Annotated in this window: 15 protein-coding genes; 10 read left to right on the top strand and 5 right to left on the bottom strand. The window is 74.5% G+C overall.

Features of this window, described 5'->3' with window-relative positions:
- Window positions 1–26 precede the first annotated feature (26 nt).
- Both pta and ACZ6O2_RS22315 read left to right on the top strand, forming a co-directional pair.
- Window positions 27–2,096: a phosphate acetyltransferase gene (gene pta / locus ACZ6O2_RS22310; protein WP_466024133.1), complete on the top strand. Its 2,070-nt coding sequence runs from the start codon at window positions 27–29 to the stop codon at window positions 2,094–2,096.
- A 121-nt stretch (window positions 2,097–2,217) separates the two neighbouring features.
- A complete protein-coding gene (locus ACZ6O2_RS22315; RefSeq protein WP_466024134.1) occupies window positions 2,218–3,336 on the top strand; it encodes an acetate/propionate family kinase in 1,119 nt (372 codons plus the stop codon).
- 14 nt (window positions 3,337–3,350) lie between these two features.
- Here ACZ6O2_RS22315 and ACZ6O2_RS22320 read toward each other — a convergent pair whose 3' ends face one another.
- A complete protein-coding gene (locus ACZ6O2_RS22320; RefSeq protein WP_350703739.1) occupies window positions 3,351–3,521 on the bottom strand; it encodes a hypothetical protein in 171 nt (56 codons plus the stop codon).
- A gap of 186 nt (window positions 3,522–3,707) precedes the next feature.
- Here ACZ6O2_RS22320 and ACZ6O2_RS22325 point away from each other — a divergent pair, with 186 nt between their 5' ends.
- The 3 genes from ACZ6O2_RS22325 to ACZ6O2_RS22335 all read left to right on the top strand — a co-directional run bounded on the left by ACZ6O2_RS22325 (window position 3,708) and on the right by ACZ6O2_RS22335 (window position 6,378).
- A complete protein-coding gene (locus ACZ6O2_RS22325; RefSeq protein ID WP_466024162.1) occupies window positions 3,708–4,568 on the top strand; it encodes an alpha/beta hydrolase family protein in 861 nt (286 codons plus the stop codon).
- Window positions 4,569–4,638: 70 nt separating this feature from the next.
- The gene (locus ACZ6O2_RS22330; protein WP_466024135.1) at window positions 4,639–5,178 is read left to right on the top strand and encodes a nucleotidyltransferase domain-containing protein; all 540 of its coding nucleotides are present in this window, start codon (window positions 4,639–4,641) and stop codon (window positions 5,176–5,178) included.
- A gap of 231 nt (window positions 5,179–5,409) precedes the next feature.
- Window positions 5,410–6,378, top strand: a complete 969-nt coding sequence (locus tag ACZ6O2_RS22335; RefSeq protein WP_363706629.1) for an alpha/beta hydrolase family protein — start codon at window positions 5,410–5,412, stop codon at window positions 6,376–6,378.
- Between the two features lie 51 nt (window positions 6,379–6,429).
- Here the strand turns inward: ACZ6O2_RS22335 and ACZ6O2_RS22340 are convergent, their stop codons facing one another.
- The 3 genes from ACZ6O2_RS22340 to ACZ6O2_RS22350 all read right to left on the bottom strand — a co-directional run bounded on the left by ACZ6O2_RS22340 (window position 6,430) and on the right by ACZ6O2_RS22350 (window position 9,163).
- Window positions 6,430–7,392, bottom strand: coding sequence for a zinc-binding dehydrogenase (locus ACZ6O2_RS22340; RefSeq protein WP_466024136.1), 963 nt, complete (start codon window positions 7,390–7,392; stop codon window positions 6,430–6,432).
- 104 nt (window positions 7,393–7,496) lie between these two features.
- Window positions 7,497–8,672 (bottom strand): NAD(P)-dependent malic enzyme, encoded by a 1,176-nt coding sequence (locus tag ACZ6O2_RS22345; protein ID WP_466024137.1) that lies wholly within the window; start codon window positions 8,670–8,672, stop codon window positions 7,497–7,499.
- 140 nt (window positions 8,673–8,812) lie between these two features.
- Window positions 8,813–9,163 carry a S24/S26 family peptidase gene (locus ACZ6O2_RS22350; RefSeq protein ID WP_393261207.1) on the bottom strand — a complete coding sequence of 117 codons (351 nt, stop codon included), beginning with the start codon at window positions 9,161–9,163 and terminating at the stop codon, window positions 8,813–8,815.
- A gap of 85 nt (window positions 9,164–9,248) precedes the next feature.
- On the opposite strand from ACZ6O2_RS22350, the gene sodN reads away from it, so the two are divergent.
- From sodN to ACZ6O2_RS22365, 3 genes are read left to right on the top strand one after another with little or no spacing between them, the layout of a single operon-like run.
- A complete protein-coding gene (gene sodN / locus ACZ6O2_RS22355; RefSeq protein WP_350703753.1) occupies window positions 9,249–9,653 on the top strand; it encodes a superoxide dismutase, Ni in 405 nt (134 codons plus the stop codon).
- Window positions 9,650–10,234, top strand: coding sequence for a GNAT family N-acetyltransferase (locus tag ACZ6O2_RS22360; RefSeq protein WP_466024138.1), 585 nt, complete (start codon window positions 9,650–9,652; stop codon window positions 10,232–10,234). Before sodN ends, ACZ6O2_RS22360 begins: the two co-directional genes overlap by 4 nt.
- Before the next feature lie 24 nt (window positions 10,235–10,258).
- Window positions 10,259–10,666, top strand: coding sequence for an ATP-binding protein (locus ACZ6O2_RS22365; protein WP_350703755.1), 408 nt, complete (start codon window positions 10,259–10,261; stop codon window positions 10,664–10,666).
- A 51-nt stretch (window positions 10,667–10,717) separates the two neighbouring features.
- Here ACZ6O2_RS22365 and ACZ6O2_RS22370 read toward each other — a convergent pair whose 3' ends face one another.
- The gene (locus tag ACZ6O2_RS22370; protein ID WP_350703757.1) at window positions 10,718–11,107 is read right to left on the bottom strand and encodes a hypothetical protein; all 390 of its coding nucleotides are present in this window, start codon (window positions 11,105–11,107) and stop codon (window positions 10,718–10,720) included.
- Between the two features lie 43 nt (window positions 11,108–11,150).
- Between ACZ6O2_RS22370 and ACZ6O2_RS22375 the strand changes: the two genes are divergently transcribed.
- Together ACZ6O2_RS22375 and ACZ6O2_RS22380 are read left to right on the top strand one after the other, a co-directional pair.
- Complete coding sequence (locus ACZ6O2_RS22375; RefSeq protein ID WP_466024139.1) at window positions 11,151–12,101, top strand: diacylglycerol/lipid kinase family protein; 951 nt, start codon at window positions 11,151–11,153, stop codon at window positions 12,099–12,101.
- A 449-nt stretch (window positions 12,102–12,550) separates the two neighbouring features.
- Window positions 12,551–12,808, top strand: coding sequence for a WhiB family transcriptional regulator (locus ACZ6O2_RS22380; protein WP_007072794.1), 258 nt, complete (start codon window positions 12,551–12,553; stop codon window positions 12,806–12,808).
- Window positions 12,809–12,858 lie beyond the last annotated feature (50 nt).

Genomic DNA, 12,858 nt, shown 5'->3' on the forward strand with positions numbered 1-12,858 from the left:
GTTACGCGATCTTCTAGGGTGGGTGCGTGGCCCGGAGTGTGTACCTGACCAGCGTGGGATCCGGCGGGGGCAAGTCGACCGTCGCGCTCGGGCTGGCGGAGCTGTTGTCCCGGCAGGTCGAGCGGATCGGCGCGTTCCGGCCGCTGGTCGGCGGGCACGGCCCCGACCCGATCCTCGCCCTGCTCAGCGACCGGTACCGGATCGGGTTGCCGCTGGCCGACCTGAGCGGCACCACGTACGCCGAGGCCACCGCGCTGGTCGCCGACGGGCGGCGGGAGGAACTGATCGCCGGCATCGTCACGCGCTACCGGGAGGTCGAGCGGCGCTGCCCGGCGGTGGTCGTGGTGGGCAGCGACTTCGCCGACGGCGGCGACGGCGCCGGGCCCCGCGAGTTGGCCTTCAACGCCCGGCTGGCCACCGAGTTCGGCAGCGTGGTGGTGCCCGTGGTCGACGGCTTCGGGCAGGAGCCGGCGGCGATCGCGGCGGCGGCGCGCGGGGCGTACCACGATCTGGAGGACCTCGGGGCGACGGTGCTGGCGGTCGTCGCCAACCGGGTGCCCGGCCCGATGGCGCTGCCGGACCTGCCGGTCCCCGCGTACGCCATCCCGGAGGTGCCGACCGTGTCGGCGCCGACGGTGGCCGAGGTGGCGGCGGCGCTCGGCGCCACGCTGCTGGCCGGGGACGACGACGCGCTCGGCCGCGACGTGCTCGACTACGTGGTCGGCGCGGCACACGTGCCGACGCTGCTGGACCACCTGACCGAGGGTGCCCTGGTGATCACCCCCGGGGACCGGGCGGACCTGCTGGTGGCGGCGAGCGCGGCGCACGTGGCCGGGCAGGTCTCGGTCGCCGGGGTGGTGCTCACCCTCGGCGAGCAGCCGGACCCGCGCGCGATGCGGCTGGTGGAGGGGCTGAGCACCGGGCTCGCGGTGCTCTCCGTGCCCAGCGACAGCTACGACACGGTGGCCGCGTCCAGCCGGATCGAGGGCCGCCCCAGCGCGGCCAACCCGCGCAAGGTGGAGGCCGCGCTCGGCGCGTTCGAGCGCTGCGTGGACACCGACGACCTGGCCCGCCGGCTGCGGGTCAGCCGCTCCGGGCGGGTCACCCCGCTGATGTTCGAGAACGACCTGATCGACCGGGCCCGGGCCCGGCGCCGGCACCTCGTGCTGCCCGAGGGGGCGGAGGAGCGGATCCTGCGGGCGACGGAGATCCTGCTGCGCCGGGGCGTCGCCGACATCACCCTGCTCGGGCGCCCCGACGACGTCGTGCGGCGGACCCGCGAGCTGGGCATCGACATCACCGGCGCGCGGGTGGTCGACCCGGTCACCAGCGAGTGGCGCGACGAGTTCGCCGTCGAGTACGCGAAGCTGCGCGCCCACCGGGGGGTCACCGCCGAGCTGGCGCACGACATCGTCGCCCAGCCGAACTACTTCGGCACCCTGATGGTGCAGACCGGGCACGCCGACGGGATGGTCTCCGGGGCGACCCACACCACCGCCGCCACGATCCGGCCGGCCTTCGAGATCATCCGTACGGTGCCGGGGGTCTCGGTCGCCTCCAGCGTCTTCTTCATGCTGCTGGCCGACCGGGTGCTGGTCTACGGCGACTGCGCGGTCAACCCCGACCCGGACGCCGCCCAGCTCGCCGACATCGCCATCTCCTCGGCGGACACCGCCGCCCGGTTCGGCATCGAGCCGCGGGTCGCCATGCTCTCCTACTCCACCGGCAGCTCTGGGGCGGGCGCCGACGTGGAGAAGGTCGTGGCGGCCACGAAACTGGTCCGGGAGCGCCGCCCCGACCTGCTGGTCGAGGGGCCGATCCAGTACGACGCGGCGATCGACCCGGCGGTCGCGGCGACGAAGCTGCCCGGCAGCACGGTCGCCGGCCGGGCCACGGTCTTCGTCTTCCCCGACCTGAACACGGGCAACAACACGTACAAGGCGGTGCAGCGCTCCGCCGGGGCGGTGGCCGTCGGGCCGGTGATGCAGGGCCTGCGCCGGCCGGTGAACGACCTGTCCCGGGGAGCCACCGTGCCGGACATCGTGAACACCGTGGCGATCACCGCCATCCAGGCCGCGGCCGAGGAGTCGTCATGAGCGAGCGAAGCGAGCGAATCAGCAGGCTCAGTGCGACGGTGCCTCATGGCGGCACGCAGCGAAGCGGAGTGCCGTCATGAGCGCCCAGGTCGGCCCGCCCGCCGCCGGAAGGGAGGCACCCGTGAGCCGGGTGCTCGTGCTCAACTGCGGATCGTCGTCGGTGAAGTACCGGCTCTTCGACGGCGACCGGGTGCTCGACAAAGGCACCGTGGAGCGGGTCGGCGAGCCGGGCGGCGGCCCGGCCGACCACGAGACCGCCGTCCGGGAGATTCTCGCCGGGCTCGACCTGGCCGGGCTGGCCGCCGTCGGGCACCGGGTGGTCCACGGCGGCAAGCGGTTCGGCGAGCCCGTCCTGCTCGACGACGCGGTGCGCGCCGCGATCCGCGACCTGATCCCGCTCGCGCCGCTGCACAACCCCGCCAACCTGACCGGCATCGAGGTCGCCCTGGCCGCGCTGCCGGACGTGCCGCAGGTCGCCGTCTTCGACACCGCGTTCCACACCACGCTGCCCGAGGCCGCCGCGACCTACGCGGTCGAGCGGGACACCGCCGAGCGGTACGGCATCCGGCGGTACGGGTTCCACGGCACCTCGCACGCGTACGTGTCCCGGCGCACCGCCGAGCTGCTCGGCCGCCCGTACGCGGAGGTGAACACGATCACCCTGCACCTGGGCAACGGGGCCAGCGCCTGCGCGGTCGCCGGCGGCCGGAGCGTGGCCACCTCGATGGGGATGTCCCCGCTGGAGGGCCTGGTGATGGGCACCCGCAGCGGCGACCTCGACCCGACCGTCATCTTCCACCTGCGCCGGGAGGGCGGTCTCTCCGTCGACGAGATCGACGACCTGCTCAACCACCGCAGCGGCCTGCTCGGGCTGACCGGCGCCAACGACATGCGCGAGGTCCTCAGGCGCCGGGCGGACGGCGATCCGGCGGCCACGCTCGCCTTCGACGTCTACTGTCGGCGGATCACCGGCTACGTCGGGGCGTACTACGCGCTGCTCGGGCGGGTGGACGCGATCGCCTTCACCGCCGGGGTCGGCGAGCACGCCGCGCCGGTGCGCGCCGCCGCGCTGGCCGGCCTGGACCGGCTCGGCATCGCGGTGGACCCGGAGCGCAACGCCGGCAGCGGCGACCGGGTCATCTCACCCGAGGGCACCGAGGTGACGGTCTGCGTCGTGGGCACCGACGAGGAGCGCGAGATCGCCCTCCAGACGCGGGCCGTGGTCGGCGCCGCCGGCTGACCCGGGCCCGGGCGTCAGCTCAGGGCGAGCCAGGCGAGGAGGGCGACCAGCACGACCGCGACCGCCCCGGCGCCGACGAGCAGCGGCGTGCGGGAGGCGCCGGCCGGCGCCTCGGGCTCGGCGGTGTTGGCGAAGGCGCGGAACGCCGCGGTGTTGCCGCTCGGGTCGGTGTGGTTCTCAGGCATGCCGGTGACCCTAGCCAAGTCGCTACCGCCCCGTGGTCCGTCACGCGCCGCCCGACCCAGGTCGGGCCGGCCGGTGGACGGGATCCGCCCGGCCGACGGGAGTGTCCGGCCGGACGGTGGGGACGGTCCGGACGACCCGGCACCTACCGTGGAACGGTGGGGGTGAAGCGGCTGGTCGCCGTGCTGATGACGGCGCTGCTGGCGGGCTGCGCGCCGGCCACCGCCGCGCCCGGGAGCGGCACGCCGCCGGCCCGTCCGGCCCCTGAGACGACGTACGCCGTCGGGGTGCGGACGTTCACCGTCGACCCCACCTCGGCTCGGCCGCTCCCGGTGACCGTCTGGTACCCGGCGGACGGGGACGCGGTGGCGGCGGGCCGGTTCCCGGTGGTGGTCTACAGCCACGGGCTGCACAGCCTCCCCGAGCTGCACGCCGGGCTGACCACGCGCTGGGCCGCCGCCGGCTTCGTGGTGGCCGCCCCCGCCTACCCGCACACCCGGCGCGGGACGCCCCGGTTCAGCCGCGCCGACGTACGCCACCAGCCGGCCGACGGCTGGCGGCTCGTCCGGCACCTGGTGCGGCTCGACGCCCGGCGCGGTGACCCGCTCGCCGGGCACCTCGACGTCACCCGGTTCGCCGCCGCCGGCCACTCGGCGGGCGGCTTCACCACGGCGGGGATGTTCACCTCCGGACGGTCGGGGCGGCTGCGGGCCGGCATCGTGATCGCCGGCGGCGGCATGGCGGGCAGTTTCGCCGGCCCGGCGGCGCCGCTGCTGTTCGTGCACGGCACGGCCGACCCGATCGTGCCGGCGTCGGTCGGCCGGGCAGCGTACGACCGCACGACCGGCCCGGCCGCCTTCCTGAGCCTGCTCGGTCAGGGCCACGGCGAGTACCTGACCCCGGGGCGGCCCGGCTTCGACCAGGTCCTCGCCACCACCACGGACTTTCTCCGCTGGAGCCTCTACGGCGACCCGGACGCCGGCCGGCGCCTGCCCGGCGGCGCCCGCCTTCCGGGCGTGACGGCGTTCGAGACCCGCTCCGCCCGCTGACCGCCGCACCGGCCACCCCGGTACGGGTGACGCTCTGGTGCGGCGAAGGCCGCCGGGCTACGGTGCCGCCGTGGACGGTCTGACGGGGCGACAACTCGACGGCATCGCCGAGCTGGCCGGGCTGGCGTCGGCGGCCGGCGTCGAGGTGTGGCTGCGGGGCGGCTGGGCGATGGACTTCCACCTGGGCGAGGTGACCCGGCCGCACGTCGACGTCGACTGGTACTGCTGGCGTGCCGACGCGGAGCGGCTGGCCGGTCTGCTGCGGGCGCACGGCTGGCGGCCAGACCCGAGGATGCCCGTCCACCTGCAGCTCGACCTGGTCCGCGACGACGTCGAGGTGAGCGTCGCGTACCTGGCGCGGGACGCGGCCGGCCGGGTGGTGGTGGGCGCCGGTCAGTGGGCGGGCACCCCGCTGCCCGACGGCATGCTGACCGGTCCGCCCGGCCGGATCGGCCCGCTGGCCGTCCCGGTGATCTCGGTGGCCGCCCAGATCGAGTTCAAGGAGATGTTTCCCGTCTGGATGCCGGGGCGCCCCCGCCGCCCCAAGGACGCCGCCGATCTGGCGCGCCTCCGCGCCGCCGTCGCCGATGCCCCGCCCATGACCGGTTGACGCCCGGGCGACCGGCGAACCGGGCGAGCGGGCACGCCTCGGCGGCCGAGCAACCGGCGGCGGCGCGCCGCGGCGCGGTCCGGTCGTTCGGTGCCACGACGTGCCGCTCCACCTGGTTCGGTCGCGCGTCCGGCACCCGAGTGGGACGAGCCGGCACGAGCCGGTCACGCGGCCGGTGCGCTGCGTCGATCCCGGGTGGGGCGGGTGGCGCGGCGAGGCACAATCGGAGCCATGTCGCGTCGCGCCACCCCCGCCCTGCTCGCCACGGCACTGCTCGCCGCCGGTCTGGTCGGCTGCTCCGCCGACGCCGGTCCGGTCGCCCGCCCGGCCGCTCCCGTCGAGTCGCCGAAGGCGAGCACCCCGGCGCCGCTGGTGCCCGCCGGCACCGCCCCCGAGAAGGCGTTCGCCGTCGGCGTACGACAGCTCGAGCTGAACCGCGACGGGGACCGGCCGCTGCCGGTGACCGTCTGGTACCCGGCGGCCGGAAAGGCCGGCGGGGAGCCGGAGCGCTCGGCGGCGGCGGCCCGGGGGAGGTTTCCCGTCGTCATGTTCAGCCACGGCCTGAACGGGCGGCCGGCCGACTACGAGACGCTGCTGACCCGCTGGGCGGCGGCCGGGTTCGTGGTGGCCGCCCCGACCTTCCCGCACACCGCGCGGGGCGGCGACGGCAACGTGCTCGACGTGCTCAACCAGCCCGCCGACGTGTCGTACGCGCTCACCCAGGTGCTCGCCCTCGACGGCCGCAGCGGCGACCCGCTGCGCGGCCGGCTGGCCACCGACCGGGTGGCCGCGGCCGGGCACTCGGCCGGCGGGGTGACCACGATCGGCCTCTTCACCGCCGGCCGCGACGAGCGGCTGGACGCCGGCGTGGTCTTCGCCGGCACCGCGCTCGGTGTCGGCACCGCCTTCGCGGGCGCCGCCGCGCCGCAGCTCTTCGTGCACGGCGAGGCCGACGAGGTGGTCGAGTACGCCGCCGGCAAGGCCGCCTACGACAAGGTGCCCTGGCCGAAGGCCATGCTGAGCCTGCCGAAGGGCGACCACGGCCGGGCCCTGCTCAGCGACGGCGACGCCCTGCGGGTGGTCTCGGACACCACGGTCGAGTTCCTGCGCTGGTCCCTCTACGGCGACGAGGCCGCCAAGCGCCGCATCCCCACCGACGCCGCCCGCCACGACATCGCCACCCTCGACAACCGCCTCTGAGCGACCGCGCCCGCTCGCCGTGTGGCGGGCGGGCGTGGCCGCCGGGGGCCGTCAGGCGGTGTGGTCGACGACGACCTTGCCGAAGACGTCGCCGGAGTGCAGGCGGGCGAAGGCGTCGGCGACCCGGCTGAACGGGACGACCGTGTCCACCACCGGGCGCACCCCCCGCTCGGCGCAGAACGCGAGCAGGGCGGACAGCTCGTCGGGGGTGCCCATCGAGGTGCCCAGGATCTCCAGCTGCATGGCGAAGACCCGGCGGAGGTTGACCTTCGGCTCGTGCCCGGCGGTCGCGCCGGAGACCACGATCCGGGCCATCGGCGCGGCGGACTTCAGCGAGTGGTCGAAGGTGGCCGCCCCGACCGTCTCGATCACCACGTCGACCCGCTCGGGCAGCCGCGTGCCGGGCTCGACGGCGGTGGCGCCCACCTCGGCGATCCGCTCCCGCTTGGCGGCGTCGCGGCTGGTCGCGTACACCCGCTTGCCCATCGCCGCGGCGAGCGCGACGGCCGCGGTCGCCACGCCGCCCCCGGCGCCCTGGACCAGCACGGCGTCGGCGTCGTCGACCCGGCCCACGGTGGTCAGCATCCGCCACGCGGTCAGCCAGGCGGTCGGCAGGCAGGCCGCGTCCGTCGCCGCCAGGCCCGCCGGCAGCGGCACCAGGTTGGACCGGGGCACGGCGACCCGCTCGGCCAGCGTGCCGGGGAAGTGCTCGGAGAGGATGGAGACGCCGCGCGGGTCGCCCGGGGTGGCGACCACCGGGTAGACGACGACCTCGTTGCCGTCCGGGTCCACGCCGACGGCGTCGCAGCCGAGGATCATCGGCAGTTGCTCCGCGCGCAGCCCCACGCCGCGCAGCGACCAGAGGTCGTGGTGGTTGAGGGAGCTGGCCCGCACCTGCACGGTCACCCAGTCGTCGGCCGGGTGGGTGGGCTCGGGCTGCTCGCCGACGGTGAGCGCGGCGAGCGGGTTGGCGTCGTCGAGGCGGGAGGCGAAGGCGGCACGCATGATCGGCACGGTAACAAGCCGAGCGGCCGACAAGAAGGCTTCCTCCCGGGTCCGAGGGGTGCGGAGGGGCCCTTCCGTGTCGCCCGGGCGAACAGGGAAGGGCCCCTCCGCGTTCAGCGGGTGACGCCGTCGCGGCGGGCGGCCTCGGCGACCGCCTCGGCGACCGCGGGGGCGACCCTGGGGTCGAGCGGGGACGGGACGATCGCCTCGGCGGTGAGCGACTCGGCCACGACGCCCGCGATGGCGTCGGCGGCGGCCACCTTCATGCCGTCGGTGATGCGGGTGGCCCGGGCGTCCAGCGCGCCCCGGAACACGCCCGGGAACGCCAGCACGTTGTTGATCTGGTTCGGGTAGTCGCTGCGGCCGGTGGCGACGACGGCCACGTGCCGGGCGGCCACCTCGGGGTGCACCTCGGGCGTCGGGTTGGCCAGCGCGAAGACGATGCCCCCCGCCGCCATGCCGGCCACCGCCTGCTCCGGGATCTGCCCGCCGGAGACGCCGATCAGCACGTCCGCGCCGCGCAGCGCCTCGGCGATGTCGCCCTCGCGGCCGTCGGCGTTCGTCATCGCGGCCAGCTCGGCCTTCGTGCCGGTCAGCCCGGCCCGGTGCCGGCCGATGATGCCCTTGGAGTCGCAGACCACCACCTGGTCCGGGTCCACGCCGCCGGCGACCAGCATCTTCGTCACCGCCACCCCGGCGGCGCCGGCGCCGCTGACCGCCACCCGCAGGTCGCCGAGCTTGCGGTTGAGCAACGTGGCGGCGTTGCGCAGCGCGGCGAGCACGACGATCGCGGTGCCGTGCTGGTCGTCGTGGAAGACCGGGATGTCCAGGGCCTCGTCGAGCCGGCGCTCCACCTCGAAGCAGCGCGGGGCGCTGATGTCCTCCAGGTTGATCCCGCCGAACGACGGCGCCAGCGCCCGCACCACCGCGACGATCTCGTCCACGTCCTGCGTGTCCAGGCAGACCGGCACGGCGTCGACGCCGGCGAACTGCTTGAACAGCACCGCCTTGCCCTCCATCACCGGCAGCGCCGCGCGCGGGCCGATGTTGCCCAGCCCGAGTACGGCCGAGCCGTCGGTGACGACGGCCACGGTGTGCGCGGCCCAGGTGTAGTCGTCGGCGACGCCCGGGTCGGCGGCGATCGCCTCGCAGACCCGGGCCACCCCCGGGGTGTACGCGAGGGAGAGGTCCTCCCGGCTGGTCAGCGGGACGGTCGAGGCGACGGCCATCTTGCCGCCCCGGTGCAGCCGGAAAACGGGATCAGCGGGGTCCACGATGGACGATGACATGGTGACTCCAGGATCTGTCGAGCAGACGGAGCGGCCGGCGCGGGCGCGAGGTGAGGCGCCCAGCGGCGACACGCGGTGCGGGGGTCACCCGGGCACGCCCCGAGCATAGTGTCGCCCCCGTCACACCGATGTGAGCGGGGTCATAACCGACGCCGACGCACCCGTCCGGGGCGGGGCCAGTAGCGCGCCACCACCCGGCCCCGCACGTCGGCCACCCCGTACGCCCGGGAGTCGTCGGTGACGAGGTCGTTGTCGCCGGCCAGCCACCAGCCGCCGTCCTCGGCGCGGACCGCGCGCTTGACCACAAGCAGCTCGGGGCGGCTGCGGAACACCGCGACCACGACGTCGCCGGGACGGACGGCCCGCCCGCCGGGGCGGACCAGCACCGCGTCGCCGTGCCGCAGCGTGGGCGACATGGACGGACCGGTCACCAGCACGGCGGTCAGCGGCCACCGCAGTCGGGGTGCCCCTGCCGGGTGAGCCGCCCCCATCGGTTTCACCTCCACCCGGCCTCTCGGCACGCGTCCAGGAGTAATGTCGTGTTGGATCATCGCAAACTTCCCATGGAGGATCCTGATGCGACTTCCACGCATCCTTACGCCCCGCGTGACCGCCAGCGCCCACTGCGACCTGCCCTGCGGCGTCTACGACCCGGCCCAGGCCCGGATCGAGGCCGAGTCGGTGAAGGCGATCTGCGAGAAGTACCAGGCCAACACCGACCCGGAGTTCCGCACCCGCGCCATCCTGATCAAGGAGCAGCGCGCCGAGCTGGTGAAGCACCACCTGTGGGTGCTCTGGACCGACTACTTCAAGCCGGCCCACTTCGAGAAGTACCCGCACCTGCACCAGCTGTTCAACGAGGCCACCAAGCTGGCCGGCGCCGCCGGCGCGAAGGGCGGCACCGACCCGGCCAAGGCCGACGAGCTGCTGCAGAAGATCGACGAGATCTCCAAGATCTTCTGGGAGACCAAGAAGGCGTGAGCCTCGCCGGTCCACCGACGATCCGGCCGGCACGTCCCGGGGACGTGCCGGCCGTCGTCGCCATGGTGCACGAGCTGGCGGCGTACGAACGCGCCGCCGACGAGTGCCACCTCACGGAGGAACAGCTCACCGCCGCCCTGTTCGCGACTGCTCCAGGTCTCGGCGCGGCGTCAGACGCGCCGAGCTGGAGCAGTCGTAGCCCGGCCCCGGCGCTCTACGGGCACGTGGCCGTCGACGCCGACGACGAGCCGGTGGGCTTCGCACTGTGGTTCCTCAACTTCTCCACCTGGGCCGGGGTGCACGGCATCTACCTGGAGGACCTCTACGTCCGCCCGGCCGCCCGGGGCACCGGCGCGGGGCGGCTGCTGCTGGCGACCCTCGCCGCGATCTGCGTGGAGCGGGGCTACCAGCGGCTGGAGTGGTGGATGATCGACTGGAACCCGGCCGCCGGCTTCTACGCCTCGATCGGCGCGCGGCAGATGTCCGAGTGGGTCCCCTACCGGCTCAGCGGGGACGCCCTGGCCGGCCTGGCCGCGCAGGCACGTGGCGGCCCCCACACGTCCGGGCGACCGAGCGGGTAGAGTCCCCGACCGGGGGGATGAGTGGTGACTCAACTGACCGGGCAGCCGACGACCGACGACGACGTCGTGCACCTCACCGTGCCCGCGGACGGGGGCTACCTCGGGGTGTTGCGTACCGCCACCGCCGGGCTCGCGGCGCGGCTCCAGTTCGCCCTCGACGAGATCGAGGACCTGCGCATCGCCGTGGACGAGGCGTGCGCCATGCTGCTCGCCATCGCCACCCGCGACGCCGAACTCGACTGCCGCTTCGCGGTCACCGACGACGCGCTCACCGTCGAGGTGACGGTGCCGACCGTCCGGGGCGCCACGCTGCCGGCGGAGTCGTCGTTCGCCTGGAAGGTGCTCACCGCGCTCACCACGTCGGCGTCCGCGAGCGCCGCCGACGGCCGGGCCACCATCTCGCTGCTCACCCGGCGCGCCTCCGGGTACTGAGCCGACCGCCCCCGGCGGTGCGCCGCCGGGCGCTCCGGCGCCCTCGGGGCGTCACTCGAAGCCGAGGGCCCGCGTGGTCGGGGTGCTCACCAGCAGCGCGGTGACGCCGAGACCGAGCGCCATCAGCGGTACGCCGAGCCAGGCCACCCCGCCCTGGACCATGAACCACCCCACCGGCAGCAGCATGAGCTGGAGCACGATCGCCGGGGCGCGGGCGCCCGCCCGGCGCCGGGCCAGCGCGCCGCCGAGCGCCCAGAGCGCCGCCGCCGCACCGAGCGCGAACGCGGTCACCAGCAACGCCGAGGTGAGGTCGGTGGTGGTGGCGGTGAGATCGGCCCAGACCAGCCACGCGGCAACCAGCCCCACGGCGACCGCCTCGCCCCGCAGCAGCCGGACCGCCCAGCGGAGGGTGACGGGAATCGGGTCCGAGTCGATGGTCACGCGCGCCACGATACCCGGGCTACCGCGCGGTACAGTGCCGCCCATGCGGGCCGTCCTGGTGGTCAACCCGAAGGCCACCACCACGAGCGAGCGCAGCCGGGACGTGCTGGTCCGGGCGCTGCGCAGCGAAGTCGACCTCTCCGTGCGCTACACCCGCCGGCGCGGGCACGCGACCGACCTCGCCCGGGAGGCGGCCCAGGAGGGCGTGGACGTCGTCGTCACGCTCGGTGGCGACGGCACGGTCAACGAGGTGGTCAACGGCCTGATGACGGCCGAGCCGCCGACCATGCCGGGTGCCGCCTCGCCGGCCGAGCGGCTGCCCGCCCTGGCGACCGTGCCCGGAGGCTCGACCAACGTCTTCGCCCGGGCGCTCGGCCTGCCCCGGGACTGGCCAGACGGGGCCAGCATGATCCTGGAGGGCCTGCGGCTGGGCCGGTACCGGACCATCGGGCTCGGCCGCGCCGACGACCGCTACTTCACCTTCTGCGCGGGCTTCGGCGTCGACGCGGCGGTCATCCACCGGGTGGAGCAGGCCCGCCGGCGGGGTCGGGTCTCCACCCCCGCGCTCTACTTCCGCGCCACGGTCGCCCAGTACTTCCTCAACTCCGACCGACGGCATCCGGCGATCAGCCTGGAGCGGCCGGGCGAGCCGGCGGAGGGCGAGCTGGCCACGGTCATCATCCAGAACACCGCGCCGTGGACGTACCTGGGCGACCGGGAGGTCAACCCGAACCCGGAGGCGTCGTTCGACCTGGGCCTGGACGTGCTGGCGTTGCGGCAGCTCCGGGTCGCCAGCACGACACGGACGGTGACGCAGTTCTTCGCCCGGACGCCCGACCCGCACGGTCGCCAAGTGCTGCGGCTGCACGACGTCGCGGAGTTCACCCTGCTCTCGGCCCGCCCGCAGGCGTTCCAGCTCGACGGCGACTACCTCGGCGAGCGGGAGAAAGTCAGATTCACATCCATTCCCGCCGCACTGAGAGTAATCTGCTAGGTCTCGGGTACTGCCGTAGGTCGACGCGGCGACGACCGCACCGACCGGAGCGGCCGCCACACCGAGAGGCAGGTGCCGGAAATGTCAGCAATGTCACGCGGACTGTACTATATTGATCCTCGGCTGTGGTACGCCGGGTAACCGGGAAGACGCCGGAATCCGGACAAATGGGTTGTGGGCTTGCTCACCGCCTGGAGTTTTTCCGAGCGCCACCCTTGACATCCCGAGCGTTCGTGAAAGTATTCACAAGCGAACTTGAGTTACCGGGACATTGCCTGGATATGCTCGGCAGGTTGAGCTGTTCCAGCAGGTCCGCGGGGCCAACAACAGCCTGCTCACGCACTGCCGAATAAGCGGACGCGAACCGTCACCGTCGGCGCTGCGGATGCATATAGGAAAAGCACCAAAGCAATATCTGCCACCCACCCAGAATGAGGAGTGTTGCCGCCATGGACTGGCGTCACCATGCTGTCTGCCGCGACGAGGACCCGGAGCTGTTCTTCCCGATCGGGACGTCCGGACCGGCTCTCCTGCAGGTCGAGCAGGCCAAGGCCGTCTGCCGGCGCTGCTCCGTGACCGACCAGTGCCTGCAGTGGGCGCTGGAGTCCGGTCAGGACGCTGGCGTCTGGGGCGGGATGAGCGAGGAGGAGCGGCGCGCCGTGAAGCGCCGCGGTGGCCTCCGGGTGCTGCGCGCTCACTCCGCCTGATCCCACGCACCACAGCTGCACGCCCCGGCCGGGTCCGCCCGCCGGGGCGT

This window comes from Micromonospora sp. NPDC048040 (assembly GCF_055587185.1).